The following is a 25,846-nucleotide window of genomic DNA, read 5'->3' on the forward strand; positions in this document are numbered from 1 at the left end:
CGCTCTATTCCGCGGGCGTCGCCGTGCGCGAGGCACCCTCGGCCTCCTTGGCCTTCACCTCGTCGAGCCAGATGGAATGGTGCTGCTTGGCCCAGGCCTCGTCCACCTCACCACTGGTCATCGCATCAAGCGCGCCTTCCATACCGAGCGTCCCGATATAGATATGCGCGATGATCACCGCCATCAGGACGAACGCCACGATGGCGTGCCAGAGCTGCGCATATTGCATCTCTTCTTGCGGCGCGAGATGGGTCGGCAGCGGCTCCTGCCCGATCCAGCCCATCACCCCGATATCGTTGAGAATGCCGAAACTCTTGGCAAAGAGCGGCATCTCGAAGGGAAAGAGCAGCGACAGCCCCGAGGCCGAGATCGACGCGCCGAGCAGGATCACCGACCAGAAAACGATCTTTTGCCCTGCGTTGAACTTCTTCGCCGGCGGGTGCTTCTTGCCGACAATACCGCCACCTTGGGCAAACCATGTCAGGTCGCTGCGGTTCGGAATATTGTGCCAGACCCAGAGGACAAAGACGAAGATCAGCCCCAGCATAAAGGCCCAGGCCACGTTGTTATGGATGAATTTCGACGCCACCAGCAGGTTGGCGTTGAACTCCTTGCCCATATAGGGCGCGATGAATTTCCGCCCCATCAGGGTCAACAGCCCGGTCAGCCCCAAGAGGATGAACGACCCGGCCAAGAGCCAATGGGAAAACCGCTCAAAGAACTGGAACCGCGTGATCGTGCGGCCGGTGGCCGCGGCATCGACCCGCACCCGGCCCCGCAGCAGATAGAACAGCGCCAAGAGCGCGATCGTTCCCAACAAGAGCCAACCGCCATATTTCAACAGCGGCCCTTCGCGGAAAAGAAGCCAGCGCATGCCGCCATCCTGCACCAAAACCTGGCCAAGCTCGCCGCCCGCCGAGGCCCGGGTATCGGCCTCATTGTAGCGCAGCGCCCGCCAGATCTCTGAATCCGACGCCCCGCCAAGCGGGCCGAGCCCCGGCGCGCTCTGGGCTTCGCCGCCGGTGGCATCGCGCCGGAAGGAATCGTCGATCTTCTCGCCACGCTGCCGGGCCAGAATATCCTCAAGGGTTTGCGCGCCGCCGGTGGCGGAACGGTCGGGGGCCGGGGCGGTGCCCTGCGCCGTCGCGGGCGCGGGCAGGCTCATCCCCAGCAGAACAAGCATCATCAATGCCGTCAGATGGCGAAACATGTCTGTCTCCTGAATTGCGGCGAAGGCACGCGCGCAGCCCCTGGCCACGCGCGCCCTTGGAAAAGACTGTGGACGGGCGGCACGCGGCCCCCCGTCCCTTGGACCGGCTTAGCCGCCCTTCTGGTCATAGGCGGTGCCCCAACCCCAGGCGCCCGAGCCAAAGCCGCGGGCGACCACGCGCTCGCGGTAGATGGCCGATACGACATCGCCATCCCCCGCCAGCAGGGCCTTGGTGGAACACATTTCCGCACAGATCGGCAATTTGCCCTCGGCGATCCGGTTGCGTCCGTATTTGTCGAACTCAGCCTGGCTGTTGTTCTCCTCGGGGCCCCCGGCACAGAAGGTACATTTGTCCATCTTGCCACGGCTGCCGAAATTGCCCGCCTGCGGATATTGCGGCGCGCCAAAGGGGCACGCGTAGAAGCAATAGCCGCAACCGATGCACAGATCCTTGGAGTGCAGAACAACGCCCTCCTCGGTCTGGTAAAAGCAATCGACCGGACAGACCGCCATACAGGGCGCGTCCGAACAATGCATGCAAGCGACCGAAATCGACCGCTCGCCCGGCTTGCCGTCCTGGATCGTCACCACGCGACGGCGGTTGATGCCCCAGGGCACTTCGTGTTCGTTCTTACAGGCAGTAACACAGGCGTTGCACTCGATGCAGCGTTCGGCGTCACACAGGAACTTTGCTCTAGCCATTGGATGTCCTCCTTACGCTGGCATGATCTTGCAGAGAGTCGCTTTGGTCTCCTGCATCTGGGTCACGCTGTCATAGCCATAGGTCTGGGCCGTGTTGGTCGATTCCCCCAGAACATAGGGGTCTGCCCCATCCGGGTATTTCGACCTGAGGTCCTCGCCCTGGAAATGGCCGCCAAAGTGGAAGGGCATGAAGGCCACGCCTTCGCCCACCCGTTCGGTCACCATCGCCATCACCTTGACCTTGCCGCCTTCCGGGCCTTCGACCCAGACCTGCGCGCCGTCCCGCACACCAAGGTTATTGGCGTCACGCGGGTTGATCTCGACGAACATGTCCTGCTGCAATTCGGCCAGCCACGGGTTCGACCGGGTTTCATCCCCGCCGCCCTCGTATTCCACCAGACGCCCCGAGGTCAGAATGATCGGGTAGTCCTTGGAAAAGTCCTGCTTCTGGATCGACGCATAGAGCGTCGGCAGACGATAGAACTTGCGGTCCTCATAGGTGGGATAGTCTTCCACCAGGTCGCGCCGGTTGGTGTAGAGCGGCTCACGGTGCTTCGGAACCGGGTCCGGGAAGGTCCAGACCACGGCCCGCGCCTTGGCATTGCCGAAGGGCGCACAGCCATGCTTGATCGCGACCCGCTGGATGCCGCCCGACAGGTCGGTCTTCCAGTTGATCGTCGAGGCCCGCTCGTTGAAGTCGGACGGATAAGGCGACATCGACTGTTCGCCGACCTCTTCCGCCGCGCCCTGTTCACCGCTGGGCTGGGTGAGCTGCGCGCCTTCGGTGGTCTTGTCCTCACCGTCGTCGCTCTGACCCACGTCACCAGCCACATCGACACCGGCCACCTTGGCAATCGACCGTTTCTCGGCATCCGTCAGGTCGCCGTCCCAGCCGAGATCCACCAGCATCTGATAGGTGAACTCGGGGTAGCCGTCCTGAATTTCCGCCCCGGGGTTCGACACCCCTTCGGCCAACAGGTTGTCGCCATCGCGCTCCACGCCAAACCGGGCGCGGAAGCACAGACCGCCTTCGGCCACCGGCTTCGACATGTCATAGAGGTTGGGCGTGCCGGGATGCTTCATCTCGGGCGTGCCCCATGCCGGCCATGGCAGACCGTAGAAATCGCCATCCGCTGGCCCGCCATTGGCGCGCAGCGTGGTGCGATCGAACGTGTGCTGGTTCTCCATATGCAGCTTGAGCCGCTCCGGCGATTGCCCGGTATAGCCGATGGTCCACATGCCGCGATTGATCTCGCGCAGCGTGTCCTCGACATTCGGGGTCAGCCCGTCCTCTTCCAGCTCGATATTGCGGAAGAGCCGGTCGTGGAACCCGAACTTCTTGGCAAACAGCGCGATAATCTCGTGATCGGGCTTCGATTCGAACAGCGGATCAACCACCTGCTCGCGCCATTGCAGCGACCGGTTCGAGGCGGTGACAGAGCCACGGGTCTCGAACTGGGTGGCCGCCGGCAGCAGATAGACGCCATCGGTCCGGTCATGCAGCACCGCCGAGACGGTGGGATACGGGTCGATCACGACCAGCATGTCCAGCTTCTCCATCGCGGTCTTCATTTCCGTCATCCGGGTCTGCGAGTTGGGCGCATGCCCCCAGAGCACCATCGCCCGCACCTTGTCCGGGTTGTCGGTGTTCGCGGGATCTTCCAGCACCCCGTCGATCCAGCGCGACACCGGGATGCCGGTGAGGTTCTGAAGCGACTTTTCCTTGCCATCGGCGCCGGTGACCTTGGCAAACCGATTGGAGAGCCATTCGGAATCTTCTTCCCAGACCCGCGCCCAATGTGCCCAGGCCCCGGCCGACAGACCGTAATAGCCCGGCAGGGTGTGGCTCAGCACGCCGACATCGGTCGCGCCCTGCACGTTGTCATGGCCACGGAAGATGTTGGTCCCGCCGCCTTCGACACCCATATTGCCCAGCGCCAGCTGCAGGATGCAGTAGGCACGGGTGTTGTTGTTGCCATTGGTGTGCTGCGTGCCACCCATGCACCAGATCACGGTGCCGGGACGGTTGTTGGCGAGCGTCATCGCCACCCGCTTGAGCTGGCTGCCCGGCGTACCGGTGACCCGCTCGACTTCCTCGGGCGTCCACTTGGCCACCTCTTCGCGGATCTGATCCATCCCCCAGACACGGGTGCGGATGAATTCCTTATCCTCCCAGCCGTTCTCGAAGATGTGGTAAAGAATACCCCAGATCAGCGCCACGTCCGATCCCGGACGGAACCGCACATATTCATCGGCATGGGCCGCCGTGCGGGTGAACCGCGGATCACAGACGATCAGCGGCGCGTTGTTCTGCTCCTTGGCCTTCAGCACATGCAAGAGCGAGACGGGATGCGCCTCCGCCGGGTTGCCGCCGATGATGAAAATGGCCTTGGAATTGTGGATGTCGTTGTAGCTGTTGGTCATGGCGCCGTAGCCCCATGTGTTCGCCACACCGGCCACGGTGGTCGAATGGCAGATCCGCGCCTGGTGGTCGACGTTGTTCGTCCCCCAATAGGCCGCGAATTTGCGGAACAGATAGGCCTGCTCGTTCGAATGCTTCGCCGAACCGAGCCAATAGACACTGTCCGGGCCGCTTTCCTCGCGGATGCCTTCCATCTGGTCGCCGATCTCGTTGATCGCCTGCTCCCAGCTGATGCGCTTCCACTCACCACCCTCTTTCTTCATCGGGTATTTGAGACGGCGCTCGCCATGGGCGTGCTCGCGCACCGAGGCCCCTTTGGCGCAATGGCTGCCAAGGTTGAACGGGCTGTCCCAACCGGGCTCCTGCCCGACCCAGACACCGCCGGCCACTTCGGCCACGACCGTACAGCCGACCGAGCAATGGGTGCAGACGGATTTCTTCAGATCGACCTTACCGGTCACCGCGCCTGCGGCGCTGGCCTGGGTCACGGTGCCGCCTGTCGCGGCAATCGCCGTCAGACCCCCGATGGCCAGACCCGAACCGCGCAGAAACGCGCGGCGGTCCACCGAGGCATTGGCTGCCTCGGAAAGGATACTTGTCCGTTGGGGGCGTCGCGCAACCCCGTTGGTCTTTTTCCTCAACATGGTTTCATCTCCCTTGCCAACTCGGCCTGGGGCCGGGCTTGCTTGGTTAGGTTCATGGCCTTGGGCAGTCGGGCGTCACGCAACCAGTCGCCTATGGCCGGGTTCACAAGGTCCGGGCGTCGCCGGGCCTCACCTCGTGCTTAGAATCTCGCGGATGCGAGATAGGCGCGGGTATGGGCCGTATCCTGCATCTTGTTCGACGACAGGTCCGGCTCGGCGGCCTCGGCACTGGTGGTGCCACTGGCCACGGCCACGGCCGCCACAGGCGCCGCGGTGCCCGCCAGCTTCAGGAAATCGCGGCGTGTGGCCTCTTTTTCCTCGCTCATATCGGGTCCTCCTCCATGGTTCCGACGGTTGCCCGCCGCTCGTTTGCGGGTTGCCCCGCGGCTCACGTCCTATCCGGCGCTCATGCGAAAGGCTTCCGTCTCGATCGCCATGAAATGCCGCCCCACCGTGCCCACCGGCGCGTAGAAAACCGAATTCTTCGCGCCTTCGAGATCGGCATAGAAATGCCCGGCCCAAGGGCCGATATGGCGCCCGAAAAACGCCTTTTGCTGCGCCAGATCGGCGGGCGGGCCAAACCGGCCCACGATCATCGCGCCCATCATCTCCATCAGGCTCGCGATACTGTCCTCCGGCTCGAACACCGTCTCCGACCGCGCCAGCCCCCGCGCCGACATGTCCTGCCGCAAGAGCGCCAGCGGCTTCTCATTGAGAAACCCGGTCAGGTAATAGCTCGCAAACGGCAGCAACTCGCCCCGCCCGAGCCCGATGAACAGCCGGTTGAACTCGCTCTCCACCGCCTTGGGCTTGGACAGCTTGGCCATCTTGGCCAGCGCACTGACCGCTTGGCCCAACTCGCTCGCGTCGCCCTGAAGCGCCGCCGTCTGGTCGAGCAGCATCTGATCCGGCGGCCCCGCCAACAGCAGACCGATGAAATTATAGAGATCGGCCCGCAGCCGGTCCTCCGCCGCAATGGCGGGGCTGGCTTTGACCTCTGAGGTACTCGCTGAACTCATGCTGTCCTTTCCACGCCGGCATCCTGCGCAAAACTGAACCGCATCCGCCGCGACGGGGCGGGCATCGGCTCAGGCACATCGGCAAATTCTGTCTCTTGGGGTCTCTGATCTGCGACATCTGGGGCGGTCCCCTCGCCGGGCACCGTGTCTTCCGCCGCCGCCCCGGCAAGCTCATCGGCCAACTCCTCGGCCTCCTCGTCCAGCGCCGCCAACACCTCGGGCTCCGCCTCGGTCTCGGCCACCAGGGCCTCCGCCTCCGGCGCGTCCTCCTCGGGCAGATCAAGCGCCCGTTTCACCATGCCGCGCCCCACCTCATAGATGGTCTGCATATTGGCGACCACGGTGGCGCTATCGGTGAAATCCTCGCCATAATCGACCAACCCGTCGAGATTGGCCAAGGTCGGGTTCATCCCCCAGAGCTGCCGCAGCGCCCGGTTGCGCAACCGCATCGGCAGCGCCGATTTGAGGAAATTGCGCACCGCTTCCGGCGTCTCCAACGTCTCGGGCGCGGGCAGCTCCAGCTCGGCGAGGATCTCGTCATCCTCCCGCGCCGCGAGCGCCGCCTCCTGCGCCGCCAGCTCGGCCTCGCTCAGCGCCTGCGCCTGCGCCCGGCTCTCGGCCTCGACCGCGGCCCGACGTCGGCTCCAGAAATCCCGGCTCATTGCAACCGCCTCCGCTTGAGGCTCGGCGAGGCATAGATATCCGCCGCCTTGTCGATGCGCGGATCGCCGACCCCGTCCTCGACAATGTCGATGCGTTTCTTGTCGCGCTTGCGCTTCACGAAAATCTCGTCCCGATGAAACTCTTCAACGAAATCCCGCACCCAGGCCACCAGCCCATGCGGCATCGGCACCTTTTCGACGATCTCTTCGCCACTGTCGGTGTAATCCTGCGCCTCATAGGGCGAGGCGGTGATCTGCACGATTTCAAGCGGGCACTCCCCCGCCGTCTCGCGCATGATTACATAAAGGCTCGGGATCTCGGCGGTCAGCCCATGCAGATAGGCCTCCGTCTCCGCCCCATGCAGCTCGAGCATCTCGGTCGCGGCATGAAATTCGGCCGCCTCGCCATCGCGGCGCAGCTCGCGCCAATCGGCAGGCCCGGCCCCCGGCAGAACCGCAGACGCCGTCCACACCCATTTCGCCCAGCGCGTAACACCCGGCGACCGTCTTAGGACGATGCCCACCGGCATCACCCTATAGCTGTTAGGATTGTGGATCACGTCCTGGTCTTCCTCCCTGACATCAAGACTGCGCCCGACCCCGCCCTGGCGCAAATCAAAATGTGTACCGCGGCGCACAATAGGCCCCCCGGCGGACAAAATGGCCCGCCACCGACCCCCGCCAAGACGACCACGGACCTTTTGTCTAACCCGACTGTTTTCCTTGGATTTTTTGCTGCACTGCAGGATGCGCGAATCACCCCACCGCGAATCACCTCGGCTGGCCCGGGACCGGCCCCGCCGCCAGCGCCGCGCCACCGAAAACCGGTTGTAGGACGGTCGGAAAAATGGCTTTCTTTCCGCTGGAACGGCGCGAAAAACGGGCAAAAACCGACGCTCCGGAATGGGAGAAAATCTTGGCCAACTCATTGATAACATGCTCTTGTCTGGGCACGCAGCAGATCGATTCCGAGGCGCTTTCCGAGGCCACCGGCCTAGACGTGCGCGCGCCCTGTTCGGCCCTCTGCACCACCCAGCTCGACCGCGCCGCGGCCGCCTTGGCCGAGGGCGATGCAATTTTTTGCTGCACCCAAGAGGCCCGCGTTTTCGAGGCGCTCGCCGACGAACTGGGCCACCCGGCCCCCGCCACGCTCGACCTGCGCGACCGCGCCGGTTGGAGCGAGGACAACGCCTCCAAACTGCCCAAAATGTCCGCCCTGATTGCCGAGGCCGCCCTGCCCGCCGCCCCGGAAAAGACGCTCGACGTGATCTCCGAAGGTCTCTGCCTGATCCTTGGATCAGCCGATGCCGCGCTCGCCGCCGCCGATCAGCTCAAGGACCATCTCGGCGTCACCGTGCTCCTGCCCCCCGGCAGCGACATCCCCGACAGCCGCGCCTATGACGTGATCTCCGGCAACCTGCGCCGCGCCTCGGGCGCGCTGGGCCAGTTCGACGTGGTCATCGACGCCTTCCAGCAGATCGAGCCCGGCGGCCGTGGCCCCCTCACCCTCACCGATCCCCGCGATGGCGCGATCTCGCAATGCGACATCCTGATCGATCTGCGCGGCGACACGCCGCTCTTTCCCGCGCCCGAGAAACGCGAAGGCTATCTGCGCGCCGATCCCAACCATCCGCCCGCCATGGCCGCCGCCGTGCTCGCCGCCTCGCATCTCGTCGGCACTTTTGAAAAACCGCTCTACGTGCGCACCGAACCGCTGCTCTGCGCCCATAGCCGCGCCGAACAGACCGGCTGCACCCGCTGCCTCGATCTCTGCCCGACCGGGGCCATCACCCCCGATGGCGATCATGTCACCATCGACCCGATGGTCTGCGCGGGCTGCGGTGCCTGTTCCGCCGCCTGCCCCTCCGGCGCGATCAGCTATGACGCGCCCCCCGTCGATCTCATCATGCGCCGGGTGCAGACCCTGGCCCGCGCCTATCTCGCCGCCGGTGGCACCGCGCCCCGGCTTCTCGCCCATGACAACCACGGCGCCGAGATGATCCGCCTCGCCGCCCGCCACGGGCGCGGCCTGCCCGCCGATGTGATCCCCTTCGAGATCTCCGCGCTCGGCGCTTTCGGCCATGCCGAAACCGTCGCCGCCCTCGCCGCGGGCTTTGCCAGCGTCACGCTGCTGCCCGGCCCCCATGCCGACCGCGACGCGCTCGCGGCTCAGGTGGCGCTGGCCCGCGCCATCGGCGGTCCCGACAGCGTGCATCTCATGGACACGCCCGATCCCGACGCCATGGCCGACGCGCTCTATGCCGAAACCGCGCCCGCGCCGGTCGCCACGCCACAGCGCCCCCTCGGCACCCGCCGCCAGATCGCCCGACAGGCCGCCCGCGCGCTCCATCCCGGCACCGATCATCTGCCGCTGCCCGAGGGCGCGCCCTATGGCGCGGTGCTTGTCGACACCGACGCCTGCACGCTTTGCCTCTCCTGCGTCTCGCTCTGCCCCTCCGGCGCGCTCGGCGACAATCCCGACCTGCCACAGCTCCGCTTCCAAGAGGACGCCTGCCTGCAATGCGGCCTTTGCGCCAATATCTGCCCCGAGGACGCGATCACCTATGAGCCCCGGCTCGACCTCACCGACGCCGCGCTGTCCCAGACCGTGCTCAACGAGGAAGAACCCTTTGCCTGCATCGACTGCGGCGCGCTCTTCGGGGTGAAATCCACCATCGAGGCGATCACCGCCAAGCTCGAAGGTCACAGCATGTTCGCCGATCCCGAACGGCTCAAGCTGATCCAGATGTGCGACGATTGCCGCATCGGCGCGCAATACCACGCCGAGAACAACCCTTTCGCCGGCAAGGAGCGCCCACGCCCGCGCACCACCGAAGATTACTTCACCAAGCGGCGCGATCACTGATGGGTGAGAGGTGCCCCAAGGTCCGCGGCCTCCATCGCCGCGACATAGGCCAACATCGCATCGAGCTCTTCGAGGCTGAGCCGGATCGGCACGATGGGCGACGGGCGCTCTTCGGGAAAGGGCTCGGTGACCTCGTCGATGATGGTAAACGCCGGATGCGGGTTGAGCGTGTAGAACCCCGCGAACCGCAGCTCCCAATCGGGCATGCCGCGCAGCACCGCGAAACTCGGCGTCGATCCGATGCCCGCCCCGCGCGTCGCCCGATCAACGCCATGACAACGCGCGCACTGCGCCCGCGACACCTCGTGACCGAGCCGCGCATCGCCCTCATAGACCGGTGCCGCCTCGGCCTGCTCCGCAATCTCGGGCAGGCGGAACAGCGCCACGCCCTCGGGCGCATAGGCGGTCACCGTCCGCCCGCCCACCTCGCCGCCAAGCCACTCGGCAAACCGCGCCGCATTCTCGCTGGGCGTGCCTTGCGGCCCCAGATGCCAGACCTGCCCCAGCCCCTCGAACACCGGCTGCCCCTCGGGGCCGAGCTGCAATTCCGCCTCGCCCTCGCTCACCAAATCAACGCGAACACGGGTCTTGAGCGTAAAGCGCGGCAGGATATAGGTGAAAATCCCTGTTTCGACCAAGGCCTCAGGCGCGTAGAGTCGCACCGGCGCCTCCTCGGCCCGCCCCGCAAGGGGCAGCAGGGCGGCGGCAAAGGCCAGGATCAACATGCGCAGGGCCATGGGCCAGACTAGGCCCGCCCCCCGCGCCCCGTCAACTTTGGACAAACGGAGACGACCATGAGCGATGATTTCAACATGTCGATGCGCAAATTCCTCAAACAGGTGGGCGTCACCTCGCAACAGGCCATCGAAGAGGCCATGCGCGGCGCCGACACGGCCGGCAAAAGCTTTGCCGTCAAGGCCACCATCACCATCGAAGAGCTGGACATGACCCATGAGGTCACCGGCACGATCAAAGGGCAGGACTGACCCCGTGACCACCAAGACCGCCGACCGCGAGAGCGTGATTGCCACGCTCAAGACGATCTCCGACCCCATCAGCGGCGATGACATCATGGCCAGCGGCGTCGTCCGCGCCCTCAACATCGAGCCCACCGGCGCGGTGCGCTTCGTGATGGAAATCAACCCGGCCCACGCCAAAGCCTATGAGGCGGTCAAAGCCACGGCCGAAACCGCGCTCGCCGGTCTCGACGGGGTCGCCTCCGTCTCTATCGTGCTCACCGGCCATAGCGACAAGGCCCCGCCGCCCGATCTCAAACCCTCGCGCGCGGCCCAGCCCTCGGACCCGCAGAAAATCCCCGGCGTGAACCACATCATCGCCATCGCCTCGGGCAAGGGCGGGGTCGGCAAATCCACTGTCTCCGCCAATCTCGCCTGCGCGCTGGCGCAACAGGGCCGCCGCGTCGGGCTGCTCGACGCCGATGTCTACGGACCGAGCCAGCCGCGCATGCTCGGCGTCTCGGGCCGCCCCGCCAGCCCCGATGGCAAGACCATCCTGCCGATGCGCAACCATGGCGTGACGATGATGTCGATCGGCCTGATGACCAACGAAGATCAGGCGGTGGTCTGGCGCGGCCCGATGCTCATGGGCGCGCTGCAACAGATGATGATGCAGGTGCAATGGGGCGCGCTCGACGTGCTGCTCGTGGATCTGCCGCCCGGCACCGGCGACGTGCAGATGACCCTCGCGCAAAAGGCCCATGTCGACGGCGCGATCATTGTCTCGACACCGCAGGACGTGGCCCTGCTCGACGCCCGCAAAGGCATCGACATGTTCCAGCAACTCAAAGTGCCGATCCTCGGCATGGTCGAGAACATGAGCACCCATATCTGCTCGTCCTGCGGCCACGAAGAACATGTCTTCGGCCATGGTGGGGTCGCCGCCGAGGCCGAAAAACTCGGCGTGCCGCTCCTCGCCGAAGTGCCGCTCGACCTGCAGATCCGCCTCGCCTCCGACGGCGGCGCGCCGATCACGGTGAGCCAGCCGGACGGCCCGCAGGCCCGCGCCTTCCACGCCATCGCCAGCCATCTGGTAACCGAGGGCGTCGCATGAGCCAGCAGCCCGAGCTCACCCTGCCGCCGCTGATGTGGGGCGAGGCGGTGCCGGGCGACGCCTTCGGCCATGCGGTGCGCCGCGCCGTGCTCGGCTGTGACGCCGGGCTCGTGGCCTATCACCTCGGGGCCGCCAGCATCGAGGCGGCGCTGGTCGTCGCCCCGGAACTGCCGCTCGCCCGCGCCATGACCATGCTGCCGCTCTGCGGTGTCGGGTTTCAGAACGCGCTCGGCGCGCTCGCCCCGCCTGAAGTGGCGGTGCATCTCGAATGGCCCGGCGCGATCCGCGTCAACGGCGCGCGCTGCGGCGGGCTCCGGGCGATGGCGGCCAGCGACGATCCCGAGGCCACGCCCGACTGGCTGGTGATCGGGCTTACCGTGCCGATCCTGCCGCCGAGCGAGGACACCGGCCACAGCCCCGACGACACCGCGCTCCTCTCTGAGGGCTGCGCCGAGGTCGACCCGCCCGCCCTGCTCGAGGCCTGGGCGCGCCACACGCTGAGCTGGCTCACCCGCTGGGAAGAGGACGGCCCCCGCGCGCTCCATGCCGAATGGCGCGGTCTCGCCCATGGCATCGGCGAAGAGATCACCGTGACGGATGCTCAGGGCGCGCCGCAGACCGGCACATTCCTCGGCACGGATGAGGCATTCGGCCTCCTCCTGCGTCAGGGCGAGGCGACAAGCCTCATTCCCCTCACCACCCTTCTGGAGACAGCCCCATGAAACTCGCCCGTGCGATCCATTTCGACGAAAGCGACCAGCGCGTCTTCGCCAGCCCCGCCCGCACCGGCGAATGGTGCATCCCCGGCGGGTTCGAATTTTCCAATTGGACCGAGGCCGATCTCACCGGCAAGGCGCGTCAGGCCTTCGCCAACGGCTGGCTCGGGCTCGAAACCGGCGGCCGCGTGACCTTTGTCGCGGTGACCCAGGTCGAACCCGCCGAGGCCGAGGCGCTCACCGATCTGCTGGCCGAACATTTCGTGACCTATTACGGCGCGCCCGATGCCACGGCCGCCCGCCCCGTCGCCGCCGAGGAAATCGCCCAGATGGCCGAGCTCTGCGAAGATCACGAGCCCAACACGCTCTTGACGGTGGCCCGCGAACTCACCGAGGCCGGCGTCCGCGAAGCCTTTCGCACCATCGCCCCGCAAGAGGCCGGTCTCGACCAATTCGCCATCCACGGATCGCTGGACGAGTGAGGGACAACACCCCCACCGAACGCTCTTAGGGTCTCACACGGGGGGGGGCCACACCCCCCACTGACCACTCGTAGGGCGTCACACGCGAGCCCACACAGGAGCTCTCACGGGGCCTCACCCCCGCGCCTTCCGTGACACGCCGCCTTGGCGTGTCGGGACACTCAATGGCGCATCGGAATGGCGCATCGGAATGGCGTGCCGGGATGGCGTGCCGGGATACCCATTTTGACACGTCGGGATATGTGCTGGCCCGTCGGAATATGGGCTGGCGTGCGCGCTATCGGCCCAGCGCAATCAATTGGCGCAGCCTGATCGGCCCAGCGTGATCAATTGGCGCAGCCTGCTGATGTCGCCGCCGCGCGATCACCTCCGCACTGCATGACCCCCAGAACTGCATGACATTGGCACTGCATGACCCCTCGGCCCTACATGTCATCAACGCTTAATGGCAACCGCGCCACATGACACCTGCTTTACCTGACAGGGGCGCTGCATGACATCGGTCCGGCACTACGTCCGAGCAGCACGGCACCACGCGCGGCACGAGCCTCCGAGAAACCCTCCAAACACAGCTACATACGATTATCTCCTCCATGGCTCCGTGGGACCATCACATCGTAGAAGAGAGCCTCTAAAAAACCGTGAACAAAAAACCCGCCCTGCCGTCGCAGGGCGGGCGTACCGCCTACCATACCTCTTGGGCGCTGGGCTTATTCCGCCGCCTTGGCCATCTGATCGGCGTTGAACACAAAGAGCGTCTCGCCCCCGATCGTATAGCTGTCGATCAGCTCCTTCGCCCGGTCCGACACCAGCCAGTCTTCGAGCTGCGCCACCAGATCGCTTTTCACATGCCCATGTTTCTCCGGGTTCACCGGCAGATAGGCATATTGGTTAAAGAGCACCGGATCGCCTTCGAACACGATATCCAGCCCCGCCTTGTTGCCAAAATTGAGCCAGCTCGCCCGGTCCGACATGATATAGGCGCCCATGCCCGCCGCGGTGTTGAGCGACGCGCCCATGCCGGCACCGACCTCCTTGTACCACGCCCCCTCGGGGGTGATCCCGGCGGCAGCCCACAGGCTCAGCTCTTTCTTATGCGTGCCGCTGTCATCGCCCCGGCTCACGAAATCCGCCTCGGCCCCGGCAATCGCGGCCAGCGCGCCCTTGGCATCCTCGGCCTTGCCCGCGCCCGCGACATCATCCTCGGGGCCGACAAAGATGAAATCATTATACATGATCTCGCGCCGATGGGTGCCATGCCCCGCCTCGAGGAATTTCTCCTCGGCCTTGCGGCTATGGACGAGGATCGCATCCACATCCCCCGCCTCGCCGAGCTTGATCGCCTGCCCCGTGCCCACCACGAGCAGTTGCACATCGATGCCCGTGTCTTCCTTGATCGCGGGCAGCAGAATATCCGACAGCCCGGAATTGTGGAACGACGTGGTCACCGCCATTTTCATCTCTTCGGCCTGCGCCGCGCCGGTCGCGGCCAGCGCAAATACCGCCGCCATAATCGTCCGTTTCATTCCACGATATCTCCTCTTAAAAAGGCCCGTGCCTGTGGCGTTTCGGGCTGGTTGAAAAACTTGTCTGCCGGGGCGCGCTCATGCACCCGCCCCTTGAGCAGGAAAACCACCTCATCGGCGAGCCGCCGCGCCTGCCCCATGTCATGGGTCGACAGGATGAGCCGCGTGCCATTGGCCCGCGCCGCGCCAAGGATCTCTTCGATCTCGCGCATCGCCCGCCCGTCGAGCGCCGCACAGGGCTCGTCGAGAAACACCAGCTCCGGCTCGGCAATCAGCGCCCGCGCAATCGCGAGCTTTTGCCGTTCCCCGCCCGACAGGACCGGCGCCGCCCGGTCGAGCATCTCGCCCAGGCCCACCCGTGCACCCCAGACGCGCGCCTGCGCCCGCGCCGCCGCCCGCTTCATGCCGCGCACGGTGAGCGGATAGGCGATATTGTCGAGAACCGAGCGCCGCATCATCACCGGCTGCTGAAACACAAAGGCCTGCCGCCGCCGCGCCTCTTCGGTGCTGCACGCCCAGTCAAGCCGCCCACTGCTGAGCCGCGCCGCCCCGTGCAAGAGCCGCAACAGCGTCGTCTTGCCCGACCCGTTCGGCCCGATCACCACCGTGACGCCCTCCCCGCCAAGGGTGAGATCCACCGGCCCGACGAGCTGATGCCCGGCCCGCCGCGACGTGGCCCCAGCAACCGTGAGAGGGAACAAACCGCTCACCAGCGCCCCTCCCGTTCCGTCCGCCCGACCCAATGGATTGCCAGATTGACCGAGATCGCCAGCGCGATAAGGACAAAGCCCAAGGCCAGCGCCAGCGCAAACTCGCCCTTGCCGGTCTCGAGCGCAATCGCCGTCGTCAGCACCCGCGTCGCATGATCGATATTGCCGCCGACGATCATGATCGCGCCGACCTCGCCGATGGCCCGGCCAAACCCGGCCAGCGCCGCCGTCAACAGCGCCCGCCGCGCATCCCAGAGGAGCGTCGCCACCTTCTGGCGCTGCGTCACATTCATCGAGATGAGCAGATCATGATAGTCATGCCACAGATCGCGCAGCGACTGATGCGCGATCGAGGCGATGAGCGGCACGATGATGATGACCTGCGCGATGATCATCGCCCAGGGCGTGAACAACAGGCCAAGCGCCCCCAGCGGCCCGGAGCGGCTGAGAATCACATAGACGATCAGCCCCACCACCACCGGCGGCAGCCCCATCAGCGCGTTGAGCACCGCCACCACCATGCGCCGCGCCCGAAACCGCCGCACCGCGAGCAGCGCCGCCAGGGGCAGCGCGATGACACAGGCAATGAGCAGGGCCGACAAGGTGACCTGCAAGGACCGCAGCGCGATCTCCAAAAGCTCTTTGTCAAATGTCACGACCAGCCAGAAAGCCTGCGCCAGCCCGCTCCACAGATCGACCATCCGCCGACCCCTCCGTCCCATAGTCCGCGGACCCTTACAGGTTGTTTCGCGGGATGCCAGCCCCTTCGCACCCCAGGACAGGCTCCCGGCCATCCTGACCAATCGCACCCCACGCCGCACCTCCGGGCTGGACATTTTGTCCACACCCGACTCGGATCCGCGCCTGCAAGCCGCCCGCCGCCCCCGATGCGCCACAGCCACCCGAGCCCGACCCGAGCCTAACCCAACCGTGACCCAACCCCTATCTAAGCCCACCTCAGGCGCTAAAAACTTTGATCTGCGGCAATTTCGAACATTGCCCCGCCCCGCCCGGCGTTCTAAAACGGCGCATGATCCCGGGCCCCATGGCATATGCCGTTTTGCGCCCGCACACATGCAGCAGGAGGCGCAAATGGCAGACGCAGCCATTCATGGCCATGACCATCACGATGACCGCGGGTTCTTCACCCGCTGGTTCATGTCCACCAACCACAAGGATATCGGTATCCTTTACCTGATCGTGTCGGCATTCGTCGGCCTGATCTCGGTTATGTTCACCGTTTACATGCGGCTCGAACTCATGGAACCGGGTGTCCAGTACATGTGCCTCGAAGGCGCACGTTTCATCGCCGATGCGGCGGCGGACTGTACCCCCAACGGCCACCTCTGGAATGTCATGATCACCTATCACGGTGTCCTGATGATGTTCTTCGTGGTGATTCCCGCGCTCTTCGGCGGTTTCGGCAACTACTTCATGCCGCTGCAGATCGGCGCGCCGGACATGGCTTTCCCGCGCATGAACAACCTGAGCTTCTGGCTCTACGTCACCGGCACCTCGCTGGGCGTCGCCTCGCTTCTGGCACCGGGCGGCAATGGTCAGCTCGGCTCGGGCGTGGGCTGGGTGCTCTACGCGCCGCTCTCGACCTCCGAGGCCGGCATGTCGATGGATCTCGCGATCTTCGCCGTCCACGTCTCGGGTGCGAGCTCGATTCTCGGCGCGATCAACATGATCACCACCTTCCTGAACATGCGTGCCCCCGGCATGACCCTGTTCAAGGTGCCGCTCTTTGCCTGGTCGATCTTCGTCACCGCATGGCTGATCCTGCTCAGCCTGCCGGTTCTGGCCGGTGCCATCACCATGCTGCTCACCGACCGTAACTTCGGGACGACCTTCTTCGATCCCGCAGGCGGCGGCGACCCGATCCTCTATCAGCATATCCTGTGGTTCTTCGGCCACCCCGAGGTGTATATCATCATCCTTCCGGGCTTTGGCATCATCAGCCACGTGATCGCGACCTTCTCGCGCAAACCGATCTTCGGCTACCTGCCGATGGTTTGGGCGCTGATCGCCATCGGCGGTCTGGGCTTCGTGGTCTGGGCGCACCACATGTACACCGTTGGCATGTCGCTGACCCAGCAAAGCTACTTCATGCTGGCGACCATGGTCATCGCGGTGCCGACAGGGGTCAAGATCTTCTCCTGGATCGCGACCATGTGGGGCGGCTCGATCGAGTTCAAGACGCCGATGCTCTGGGCCTTCGGCTTCCTCTTCCTCTTCACCGTGGGCGGTGTCACCGGCATCGTGCTGAGCCAGGCCGGCGTCGACCGCGCCTATCACGACACCTACTATGTCGTGGCGCACTTCCACTACGTGATGAGCCTTGGCGCCATCTTCGCCATCTTCGCCGGGATCTACTTCTACTTCGGCAAGATGACCGGTCGCCAATATCCCGAATGGGCCGGCAAGCTGCACTTCTGGGTGATGTTCCTCGGGGCCAACCTGACCTTCTTCCCGCAGCACTTCCTCGGCCGTCAGGGCATGCCCCGCCGTTACATCGACTACCCCGAGGCGTTCAGCCTGTGGAACTGGTGGTCGTCGCTCGGCGCGTTCATCTCCTTCGCCAGCTTCGTGTTCTTCTTCGGCGTGGTGATCTACACCCTGCTGCGTGGCGCCCGCGTCACCGAGAACAACTACTGGAACGAATACGCCGACACGCTGGAATGGACCCTGCCCAGCCCGCCCCCCGAACACACGTTCGAAATCCTGCCCAAGCAGGAAGACTGGGACAAGGGCCACGCCCACTAAGGCACGGCACTCTCAAGACACAGAAAAGGCCCCGGATCGCTCCGGGGCCTTTTGCTTTGGGGACCCAATCTTGAAACCGCCTCTTTGACACAGCAAAGCCCCCCAAGCTGGGCTTGAGGGGCCTCTCAGCACTGGCCTGATGCTTGATGTCGCGTCGTCGGCCAGTGGCCCTTGGTAGGGTCTTAATGCGGATGCCGAAGCAGCGCCGCCACAATCGAAATATAGGAATGCCTGCCTATTCTGTCAAAGGCGGAAGTCCCAAACTCGCTAACACACAATTGTTGATGTTACGTAAATGCGTACGGGACAGTGTATTAAACTGGTATTGCCGCGCCCCATTTTGGTCCTTACCCAATCGCAACAAATCCAACCTGTGGAACCCGACCGCATAGATCATGTCGCACTTTGCCCATCGGGAAACGTTCCCCCATCTTGCGGGCAGCCGGAACGGTATCTGAAACTTGTAATGATAGGCCTGTATCTCTTGCGGCTCAGATTTGCTCACGGCACCAATCGCGCAGAGGCCCGGCCTGTGCTTGGGTGGGGACGCGATGACGGCGCATAGGCACCCCTTCTCCATCCCCAACACGTCAAAGCCCTGATCGACATTCGCGCAAACCATGGCCCCGTATTTGACCGCAGGTCTTCGATCTCCTCTCAACCGCCTGACAAGACACCGCGTCAATGCCCGCCTGTCATCACTCTACCGCTTCAGCCTTAAGAAGACGTGAAGGCGATGACTGGGGCGCGACGGCCCCTGATAGAGGGCACTCATTTCTCATCTGAGACCGGACGCGTCTCGCCTCAACAGGCTCAAAACCCCCACTGTCGCTTTACCGCCGTAATACCGACGTCCTGCCGACGTGCCATTTTCGGGCGTTTCACAGACCCCGCTCAGCCCATCCCATGGCTGCGATCATAGCCATTGACCGGCGGCGATTGCCAGGCCCCGAGCGCCCCTGCCTCAGGCTCGAACACCTCCACCAGAAGCGGATAACAGGCCGCCGTATCGCTCGAATGCTCCGACGAACAATCGCCCCCCGGACAGGCGCTCAGCGCCCCGAGCAGGTCGATTTCTGCAAAGAATTCAAGGTAATCCCCGGGCCGCACCGGGCTCGCCTTCATGAAATACTGCCCCGTGTCCCGCGTGAACCCGGTGCACATGAAAACATTGAGCACATCATGCACCAAAGGCTCCGCCTCCTTGAGGCTCAGCCCCTCCGCCTCCGCCAGCGCCCGGATCAGGTTGGAATGGCAGCAATGATGATACTGGGACCCCTGCAAAAGATTGCCCGTATAGGGATCACACCGCGTCCCGATCACATCATGCACCGACCCGCCAAACCCATCCATCCCGTACCATTCGAGCGTGTCCTCGATGATCGTGGCCATCGGCCGCAGATAGGGAAAGCTCGACCACATCCGCTCGCCGGTCGTCAGGTGGGTGCCGTGCAAAGCTCTTGATTTCCCCGAATAAAACCGCTCGTTCAGGTCATTGGCATTCCACAGGTTGAGATCGCCGACCTGCGGGCCCTCGACGCTCGAAATCCGAAAGAACTGCCCCGCCTTGACGCGAAAGGCACAGGCCTCGCGCGGCGCGGCCAGCGCCTCGTCGACCTTGCGCGCCCCCGCCCGCGCCCCCCGGTAGAGATCGAGAGGCACCGCCGGCAGCGTCTCGTTCGGATAGCAAATCACAGGGGCAATGGCGCGGCGCGCCTCGGCATCCTTGGGGCGGGTCATGGCCTCATCCTTTCTGCGGGGGGTCTTCTCTGGGACAGATCAAAGGCGGATTGCCATCCGATGTAAAGGCCTCCGCCCCGCAATACATACAGCGGTAAAGGCTCTGCCCCGGCGCCGCGCCCGCCCCCTGCCGCCGCCACCGGCAAAGCCGCCCGCGCCGCTTGCCAAAGATCAAAAGCAGCACAAACGCTACCAACAGCCCCGCAATGATCAGCATTCGCACCTCCTGTTCATCTCTTGGCAAGATTTCTCGGCCATCCTGCCCGGGGTTGGCCTATCACGCCACGCTTTGCGACGGCAGGCCTGCGGGTCAAAATCGGCACAAACCGGGGCAAATCGGGACAATTCGCGCAATTGCACCGCGTCTCACGGATCGCTAGCGTTAGAATATGGAGATCACGCGCCCGCCCTATTCCTACCTCGACGACCCCGAGGTGCCGACATTCGACGCGCCCCGTCATCTGGCAGTGATGGACGCGCAATGCGCGCTTTGCGCCCGAGGGGCCCGCTGGATCGCCCGCCACGACCGGCGCGAGGAATTCCGCATCCTGCCCATTCAGACGCCCTTGGGCACCGCCCTGCTGCGGCATTACGGCATGGACCCGGACGACCCGAACTCGTGGCTCTACCTGACCGAGGGCCGCGCCTATAGCTCGCTCGACGCGACAATCCGGGTGGCCCAGCATTTCGGCGGCCTCTGGCGCGCCCTGTCGGTGCTCCGCCTCCTGCCCCGCCCGTTGCAGGACTGGCTCTATGCCCGCGTCGCCCGCAACCGCTATCGCCTCCTGGGCCGCACCGACATGTGCGCCCTGCCCGATCCCGCCCTGCGCAAACGGCTGATGTCCTAAGCGACGGCACCAGCGGCACGGCTGACGCAAACCCACGCCCTGCCGCCGCGTCCCCCCTGTTACAAGGGCCGCAACGCGCTAGACTATGGGCATGACTTTTCCGAAAGGTGCCGCCATGTCCAAAGCCCCCAGCCTTACCACCGCCCCCAAGGGTCAGATGATGGCCGTCGTCACCACCGGCAATGGCGGCTATGACAAGCTCGACTACCGCCCCGTGCCGATCCCGCAGCCCGGACCCGGTGAGGTCCTCCTGCAGGTGCTGGCGGCGGGAATGAACAACACCGAAATCAACACCCGCCTTGGCTGGTATTCCTCCTCTGTGACCACCGACACCAGCGGTCAGGCCGACGCCCAGGAAACCCGCGCCGAGGACAAGGACGATGGCGGCTGGAACGGGGCCACCCCCTTTCCGATCATCCAAGGCACCGATTGCTGTGGCCGCGTCGTGGCGCTCGGCCAAGGCGTCAACGCGGCGCTCATGGGCACCCGGGCGCTGGTCCGCGCCTGCATGCGGCCCAATGGCTATGAGGTGATGGACAACATCTGGATGGCCTCCGATTTCGACGGCGCTTTCGCGCAATTCGTCAAGGTCCCGGCCAGCGAGGTCTTTCCCGTCAGCTGCGACTGGTCCGATGCGGAACTGGCCACCATCCCCTGTGCCTATGGCACCGCCGAGAACATGCTGCATCGCGCGGGCCTCGGCCCTGACGACACCGTGCTGGTCACCGGTGCCTCGGGCGGCGTCGGCTCGGCCACGGTTCAGCTCGCCCGCCGCCGCGGCGCCCGCGTCATCGCCATCACCAGCCCCTCCAAGGCCGATCTGATCCGCGATCTCGGCGCCGATCAGGTGCTCTCACGCGAGGCGGATCTGGTGGCGACCCTTGGCGAGATGTCCGTGAGCCTCGTGGTCGACAATGTCGCCGGACCGGGCTTTCCCACCATGCTCAAACTGCTGAAACGCGGCGGCCGCTATGTCTCGTCCGGCGCAATTGCCGGCCCGATGGTGAGCCTCGACATGCGCGACATGTATCTCAAGGACATCCGCCTCATCGGCACCACCGCCTGGGACGCGCCGGTCTTTGCCAACCTCATCTCCTATATCGAGGCGGGCGAGATCAGACCGCTGCTGGCCAAGACCTTCCCTCTCTCCGAGATCGTCACGGCGCAGAAGGAATTCCTGCAGAAATCCCATGTCGGCAATTTCGTCCTGATCCCGCCCGCGCCCTAGCCCGCCGAAAGCGACCCCCCTGTCGCAGACAGACGCGCAGGCCCGTCCCCCCCATGGTCGCTTGGGCCATGACCATGATCGCCCCGCCTCTCGGCCCCGCCACCAACCTGCGCCTCATCGACATGCTGATGGGCGTGGCGGTGGCGATGGCCTGGGGCATGGGCTTTGTCTTTGCCAAGGCGGCGATCGGCTATTTCCCTCCGATCCTTCTGATGTCCTTCCGGTTTTTCGTGACCGCGCTGGCGCTGGTGTGGTTCGTGCGCATCCCCCGGGCGCATCTGGGACGGCTGGCGCTCATCGCGCTGATCGCCTCGACGGTGCAATATTCGCTGACCTTCACCGGGCTCAAGGGGCTCGACGCTGGCGCGGCGGCGCTCATCGTACAGCTCGAAGTGCCCTTCCTCGTCCTCATCGGCGCGCTCTTTCTGGGCGAAGCCCCCGGCTGGCGCAAATGGGCAGGCATCGCGCTGGCCTTTGTGGGCGTCTGGCAGATCGCCGGCGCGCCACAGATCGCGGCGGCCTGGGTCTCGGTGCTGCTGGTCATCTCAGGCGCCTTCATCTGGGCCGTGGGACAGGCGATGATCCGGCGGCTCGACGGGATCGACGGGCTCACCGTCACCGCCTGGATCGCCGTCATGGCGGCGCCACAGCTCTTGGTCTCCTCGCTCATCTTCGAGACCGGGCAATGGGCGGCGATCACCGGCGCGGGCTGGGTGGTCTGGGTCGCGGTGGCCTATCTCGGGCTGATCATGACGGCGCTCGGCTATGGGCTTTGGTACACGCTGATCCGCCGCAACCCGGTGAGCCAGGTGGCGCCCTTCCTGCTGCTCCTGCCGCTCTTTGCGGTGCTGGGCGGCGTGCTCTTCCTCGGTGAAAGTCTGAGCTCCCAGGTGCTTGTCGGCGGCGCGCTGGTGGTCGGCGGCGTGGGCTTTATCCTCATCGGCCGCGACTGAGCCACAACGCAAAAGGACGGCCCCAAGGCCGCCCTGTCGCAAACTCGCTCAGTCCCGGTAACCCCGGATCAGACCGCCCGTTCCACCATCAGCTTCTTGATATGCGCGATGGCCTTCGCCGGGTTGAGCCCCTTGGGGCAGGTCTTGGTGCAGTTCATGATCGTGTGGCAGCGATAGAGCTTGAACGGATCTTCCAGATCGTCGAGCCGCTCGCCCGTGGCCTCGTCACGGCTGTCGATGATCCAGCGATAGGCATGCAAGAGCGCCGCCGGCCCAAGGTATTTGTCGCCATTCCACCAATAGCTCGGGCAGGAGGTCGAGCAGCTGGCGCACATCACGCATTCATAGAGCCCATCGAGCTTTTCGCGGTCCTCGATCGACTGTTTCCATTCCTTCGCCGGACGGTTCGTCTTGGTCTCGAGCCAGGGCATGATGCTGGCATGCTGGGCGTAGAAATGGGTGAGGTCGGGGATGAGATCCTTGACCACCGGCATATGCGGCAGCGGATAGATCTTCACGTCGCCCTTGATCTCGTCCATGCCATAGATACAGGCCAGCGTGTTGATCCCGTCGATATTCATCGCGCAGGACCCACAGATCCCCTCGCGGCAGGACCGGCGGAAGGTGAGCGTCGGATCGATCTCGTTCTTGATCTTGATCAGCGCGTCGAGAACCATCGGGCCGCATTTGTCCATGTCGAGGAAATAGGTGTCGACACGCGGGTTCTGCCCGTCATCGGGGCTCCAGCGGTAAATCTGGAACTTGCGGATATTGGTCGCACCCTCCGGCTTGGGCCAGGTCTTGCCACGCGTGATGCGGGAGTTTTTGGGTAGGGTGAGTTGAACCATTTCCTAGTCTCCGTCTCAGCCGCCCAGCATCGTGATGCTGTTCTGGGCGATACATTTCACGGCCTCGGGGCGCTGGGCAATGACCAGAACCTCTTCGATCGTGGATTGGGTGATCCCCGCGACGGATGCCGCGGCGAAGTTCAGAATTTCCTTGGCCGAGGCCGCATCGATGATGCAATCGGTGACCGGCGCCGCGTTGACCCCGGGCAGCCGTTCGGACACCACGCGGTTGACCACGGTCTTGGCCCGGTCGCGCGCCAGATTGTCCGCCGCGTCATTGGTCGCCGCACAGCCCGACAGCGCCAGAGCGCCCGCAAGAATAAGCCCGCGTATCATATGCGTCTCCTCTGCGCCGCGAGACAGGCATTGGCCTTGTCCGCCTGATCCGAGGACACGCCCCGCCCCGGTTGCACCGTGACGATGGCATAGCCCTGATCATAGAACACTTCGGTGTCGAATTCGCCGTTGATCCCGGCCTGGACGGCGCAGCCCTCCACATGCTCGGTCGGCCCGCCTGTCTTGGGCGGCTCGGCCACAGGATACACCTGCGGCCCGCCCATCTGGCACGCGGCCAGAGAAGACAGAACTGGGGCCAAACCCAACAAGGTGAGCGCTGCTCGCATCAGAAGGTCCGCTCTTTCGGGGCGATCTTCTTGAGGCTGATGCCGCCCGATTTCTCGTCCGTGAGCGGGTCTTCGACCACCGGACGATAGCTCAGTTCGACGGCGGTGTCCTCGACACGGGCCACCGAATGCACGCGCCAGTTTTCGTCGTCGCGGCTGGTGAAATCCTCATGCGCATGGGCGCCACGGCTTTCCTTGCGGGCCTCGGCCCCGTGGATCGTCGCCAGCGCATTGGGCATCAGGTTGGTCAGCTCGAGCGTCTCCATCAGGTCGCTGTTCCACACCAGCGTGCGGTCGGTGACCTTGAGATCGCCCATCTTGCCCGCGATGGCGGTCATCTTCTCGACCCCCTCGGCCAGCGTCTTCGAGGTCCGGAACACGGCTGCATCTTCCTGCATCGTCTTCTGCATCTCGAGCCGCAGCTCGGCGGTCGGGATCGCCCCATCCGCATGACGCAAGCCGTCGAAACGGGCAAAGGCCTTGTCCACCTGCGCCAGATTGGTCGCAGGCACGGCACTGTCAGGATCGACAACCTTGCCCGCCCGGATCGCGGCGGCGCGGCCAAAGACCACGAGATCGATGAGCGAGTTGGACCCAAGACGGTTCGCGCCATGCACGCTGGCACAGCCCGCCTCGCCCACGGCCATCAGCCCCGGCACGATGGCGTTCGGATCGTCCTTGGTCGGGTTCACCACCTCGCCCCAATAGTTGGTCGGAATACCGCCCATGTTGTAATGCACGGTCGGCAGCACCGGGATCGGCTCTTTGGTGACATCGACACCGGCAAAGATGCGGGCGCTTTCCGAAATCCCTGGCAGCCGCAGTTGCAGCGCCTCGGGCGGCAGGTGGCTCAGGTTGAGATGGATGTGATCGCCATGCTCGCCAACACCACGGCCCTCGCGGATCTCCATGGTCATCGAGCGGCTCACATAATCGCGCGGCGCGAGGTCTTTGTACTGGGGCGCATAGCGCTCCATGAACCGTTCGCCTTCCGAGTTGGTGAGATAGCCGCCTTCGCCGCGCGCCCCTTCGGTGATGAGACAGCCCGAGCCATAGATGCCGGTCGGGTGGAATTGCACGAATTCCATATCCTGAAGCGGCAGCCCCGCACGGGCCACCATGCCGCCACCGTCGCCGGTGCAGGTATGGGCCGAGGTGGCGCTGAAATAGGCCCGGCCATAGCCGCCGGTGGCGAGCACGACCATCTTGGCGTTGAACACATGCATCGTGCCATCGTCGAGCTTCCAGCAGACGACACCGGTGCAGGCGCCATCGTCGGACATGATCAGATCAATGGCGAAATACTCGATATAGAACTCGGCCTTCTGCTTGAGGCTCTGCCCATAGAGCGTGTGCAGGATCGCGTGGCCGGTCCGGTCGGCGGCGGCACAGGTGCGCTGCACCGGCGGGCCTTCCCCGAACTCGGTGGTGTGGCCGCCAAAGGGACGCTGATAGATCTTGCCCTCTTCGGTGCGCGAGAACGGCACGCCGTAATGTTCGAGCTCATACACCGCCTTGGGCGCTTCGCGGGCGAGATATTCCATCGCATCCGTATCGCCGAGCCAGTCCGAGCCTTTGACCGTGTCATACATATGCCACTGCCAATTGTCCGGCCCCATGTTGCCAAGGCTCGCGGCAATGCCGCCCTGCGCGGCCACGGTATGCGACCGGGTCGGGAAAACCTTGGTCACACAGGCCGTGCGCAGCCCTTGTTCCGCCATGCCCAGCGTCGCCCGCAAACCGGCGCCACCGGCCCCGACGACCACGACGTCATACTCATGCGTCTCGTATTCATAAGCAGCCATTCGTTA

General features: G+C 64.8%; 25 protein-coding genes. 9 read left to right on the top strand and 16 right to left on the bottom strand.

The window, feature by feature from the left end:
* Nucleotides 1-4: 4 nt before the first annotated feature.
* The 7 genes from WA237_RS02860 to WA237_RS02890 form a co-directional block, all read right to left on the bottom strand.
* Nucleotides 5-1,210 (bottom strand): formate dehydrogenase subunit gamma, encoded by a 1,206-nt coding sequence (locus WA237_RS02860; protein WP_336096613.1) that lies wholly within the window; start codon nucleotides 1,208-1,210, stop codon nucleotides 5-7.
* 108 nt (nucleotides 1,211-1,318) lie between these two features.
* Nucleotides 1,319-1,912, bottom strand: coding sequence for a formate dehydrogenase FDH3 subunit beta (fdh3B, locus tag WA237_RS02865; protein WP_040617855.1), 594 nt, complete (start codon nucleotides 1,910-1,912; stop codon nucleotides 1,319-1,321).
* A gap of 12 nt (nucleotides 1,913-1,924) precedes the next feature.
* Nucleotides 1,925-4,978, bottom strand: a complete 3,054-nt coding sequence (locus tag WA237_RS02870; protein WP_336096614.1) for a formate dehydrogenase subunit alpha — start codon at nucleotides 4,976-4,978, stop codon at nucleotides 1,925-1,927.
* A 140-nt stretch (nucleotides 4,979-5,118) separates the two neighbouring features.
* A complete protein-coding gene (locus WA237_RS02875) occupies nucleotides 5,119-5,304 on the bottom strand; it encodes a twin-arginine translocation signal domain-containing protein (RefSeq protein WP_009813000.1) in 186 nt (61 codons plus the stop codon).
* Between the two features lie 69 nt (nucleotides 5,305-5,373).
* A complete protein-coding gene (locus tag WA237_RS02880; protein ID WP_336096615.1) occupies nucleotides 5,374-5,997 on the bottom strand; it encodes a TorD/DmsD family molecular chaperone in 624 nt (207 codons plus the stop codon).
* Nucleotides 5,994-6,659, bottom strand: coding sequence for a DUF3306 domain-containing protein (locus tag WA237_RS02885; RefSeq protein WP_336096616.1), 666 nt, complete (start codon nucleotides 6,657-6,659; stop codon nucleotides 5,994-5,996). The genes WA237_RS02880 and WA237_RS02885 overlap by 4 nt, the downstream gene beginning before the upstream one ends.
* The gene (locus tag WA237_RS02890; protein WP_336096936.1) at nucleotides 6,656-7,189 is read right to left on the bottom strand and encodes a DUF3305 domain-containing protein; all 534 of its coding nucleotides are present in this window, start codon (nucleotides 7,187-7,189) and stop codon (nucleotides 6,656-6,658) included. Before WA237_RS02890 ends, WA237_RS02885 begins: the two co-directional genes overlap by 4 nt.
* 386 nt (nucleotides 7,190-7,575) lie before the next feature.
* On the opposite strand from WA237_RS02890, the gene WA237_RS02895 reads away from it, so the two are divergent.
* A complete protein-coding gene (locus WA237_RS02895; RefSeq protein WP_336096617.1) occupies nucleotides 7,576-9,525 on the top strand; it encodes a 4Fe-4S binding protein in 1,950 nt (649 codons plus the stop codon).
* Here the strand turns inward: WA237_RS02895 and WA237_RS02900 are convergent.
* On the bottom strand, nucleotides 9,519-10,250 hold the full coding sequence (locus tag WA237_RS02900; protein ID WP_336096618.1) for a c-type cytochrome: 732 nt from the start codon (nucleotides 10,248-10,250) through the stop codon (nucleotides 9,519-9,521). The genes WA237_RS02895 and WA237_RS02900 overlap by 7 nt on opposite strands.
* A 69-nt stretch (nucleotides 10,251-10,319) precedes the next feature.
* On the opposite strand from WA237_RS02900, the gene WA237_RS02905 reads away from it, so the two are divergent.
* Genes WA237_RS02905 through WA237_RS02920 form a run of 4 tightly spaced genes read left to right on the top strand, consistent with a single transcriptional unit; the run spans nucleotide 10,320 to nucleotide 12,793 of the window.
* The gene (locus WA237_RS02905; protein WP_009813006.1) at nucleotides 10,320-10,511 is read left to right on the top strand and encodes a DUF6494 family protein; all 192 of its coding nucleotides are present in this window, start codon (nucleotides 10,320-10,322) and stop codon (nucleotides 10,509-10,511) included.
* A complete protein-coding gene (locus WA237_RS02910; protein ID WP_336096619.1) occupies nucleotides 10,477-11,595 on the top strand; it encodes an Mrp/NBP35 family ATP-binding protein in 1,119 nt (372 codons plus the stop codon). Before WA237_RS02905 ends, WA237_RS02910 begins: the two co-directional genes overlap by 35 nt.
* Nucleotides 11,592-12,317 carry a biotin/lipoate--protein ligase family protein gene (locus tag WA237_RS02915; protein WP_336096620.1) on the top strand — a complete coding sequence of 242 codons (726 nt, stop codon included), beginning with the start codon at nucleotides 11,592-11,594 and terminating at the stop codon, nucleotides 12,315-12,317. Before WA237_RS02910 ends, WA237_RS02915 begins: the two co-directional genes overlap by 4 nt.
* On the top strand, nucleotides 12,314-12,793 hold the full coding sequence (locus WA237_RS02920; RefSeq protein WP_336096621.1) for a DUF6505 family protein: 480 nt from the start codon (nucleotides 12,314-12,316) through the stop codon (nucleotides 12,791-12,793). Before WA237_RS02915 ends, WA237_RS02920 begins: the two co-directional genes overlap by 4 nt.
* 710 nt (nucleotides 12,794-13,503) lie before the next feature.
* Here the strand turns inward: WA237_RS02920 and WA237_RS02925 are convergent.
* The 3 genes from WA237_RS02925 to WA237_RS02935 are packed head-to-tail and all read right to left on the bottom strand — an operon-like array spanning nucleotide 13,504 to nucleotide 15,730.
* Nucleotides 13,504-14,319 carry a substrate-binding domain-containing protein gene (locus tag WA237_RS02925; RefSeq protein ID WP_336096622.1) on the bottom strand — a complete coding sequence of 272 codons (816 nt, stop codon included), beginning with the start codon at nucleotides 14,317-14,319 and terminating at the stop codon, nucleotides 13,504-13,506.
* Complete coding sequence (locus WA237_RS02930) at nucleotides 14,316-15,029, bottom strand: ATP-binding cassette domain-containing protein (protein ID WP_336096623.1); 714 nt, start codon at nucleotides 15,027-15,029, stop codon at nucleotides 14,316-14,318. Before WA237_RS02930 ends, WA237_RS02925 begins: the two co-directional genes overlap by 4 nt.
* Nucleotides 15,026-15,730, bottom strand: coding sequence for an ABC transporter permease (locus WA237_RS02935; protein ID WP_216015136.1), 705 nt, complete (start codon nucleotides 15,728-15,730; stop codon nucleotides 15,026-15,028). The genes WA237_RS02930 and WA237_RS02935 overlap by 4 nt, the downstream gene beginning before the upstream one ends.
* A 391-nt stretch (nucleotides 15,731-16,121) precedes the next feature.
* On the opposite strand from WA237_RS02935, the gene WA237_RS02940 reads away from it, so the two are divergent.
* Nucleotides 16,122-17,795, top strand: a complete 1,674-nt coding sequence (locus tag WA237_RS02940; protein ID WP_040618329.1) for a cytochrome c oxidase subunit I — start codon at nucleotides 16,122-16,124, stop codon at nucleotides 17,793-17,795.
* Between the two features lie 894 nt (nucleotides 17,796-18,689).
* On the opposite strand, the gene WA237_RS02945 is transcribed toward WA237_RS02940, so the two are convergent.
* Complete coding sequence (locus tag WA237_RS02945; protein ID WP_009813014.1) at nucleotides 18,690-19,535, bottom strand: urea carboxylase-associated family protein; 846 nt, start codon at nucleotides 19,533-19,535, stop codon at nucleotides 18,690-18,692.
* Nucleotides 19,536-19,924: 389 nt separating this feature from the next.
* Here WA237_RS02945 and WA237_RS02950 point away from each other — a divergent pair, with 389 nt between their 5' ends.
* From WA237_RS02950 to WA237_RS02960, 3 genes are all read left to right on the top strand, one after another.
* Complete coding sequence (locus WA237_RS02950; protein WP_336096624.1) at nucleotides 19,925-20,383, top strand: thiol-disulfide oxidoreductase DCC family protein; 459 nt, start codon at nucleotides 19,925-19,927, stop codon at nucleotides 20,381-20,383.
* A 115-nt stretch (nucleotides 20,384-20,498) separates the two neighbouring features.
* Entirely contained in the window at nucleotides 20,499-21,611 is a 1,113-nt protein-coding gene (locus tag WA237_RS02955; protein ID WP_336096625.1) for an alcohol dehydrogenase family protein, read from the top strand.
* Nucleotides 21,612-21,679: 68 nt separating this feature from the next.
* The gene (locus tag WA237_RS02960; RefSeq protein ID WP_336096626.1) at nucleotides 21,680-22,564 is read left to right on the top strand and encodes a DMT family transporter; all 885 of its coding nucleotides are present in this window, start codon (nucleotides 21,680-21,682) and stop codon (nucleotides 22,562-22,564) included.
* Nucleotides 22,565-22,632: 68 nt separating this feature from the next.
* On the opposite strand, the gene WA237_RS02965 is transcribed toward WA237_RS02960, so the two are convergent.
* From WA237_RS02965 to sdhA, 4 genes are all read right to left on the bottom strand, one after another.
* Nucleotides 22,633-23,412, bottom strand: coding sequence for a succinate dehydrogenase iron-sulfur subunit (locus tag WA237_RS02965; protein ID WP_216015141.1), 780 nt, complete (start codon nucleotides 23,410-23,412; stop codon nucleotides 22,633-22,635).
* A 15-nt stretch (nucleotides 23,413-23,427) separates the two neighbouring features.
* On the bottom strand, nucleotides 23,428-23,748 hold the full coding sequence (locus tag WA237_RS02970; protein WP_216015142.1) for a succinate dehydrogenase: 321 nt from the start codon (nucleotides 23,746-23,748) through the stop codon (nucleotides 23,428-23,430).
* Entirely contained in the window at nucleotides 23,745-23,948 is a 204-nt protein-coding gene (locus tag WA237_RS02975; protein ID WP_336096627.1) for a hypothetical protein, read from the bottom strand. The genes WA237_RS02970 and WA237_RS02975 overlap by 4 nt, the downstream gene beginning before the upstream one ends.
* An 86-nt stretch (nucleotides 23,949-24,034) precedes the next feature.
* Complete coding sequence (gene sdhA, locus WA237_RS02980; RefSeq protein WP_336096628.1) at nucleotides 24,035-25,840, bottom strand: succinate dehydrogenase flavoprotein subunit; 1,806 nt, start codon at nucleotides 25,838-25,840, stop codon at nucleotides 24,035-24,037.
* Between the last annotated feature and the right edge of the window lie 6 nt (nucleotides 25,841-25,846).

The sequence above is a fragment of the Roseovarius sp. CH_XMU1461 genome (genome assembly GCF_037027165.1).
In the GTDB taxonomy this organism is placed as follows: domain Bacteria; phylum Pseudomonadota; class Alphaproteobacteria; order Rhodobacterales; family Rhodobacteraceae; genus Roseovarius; species Roseovarius nubinhibens.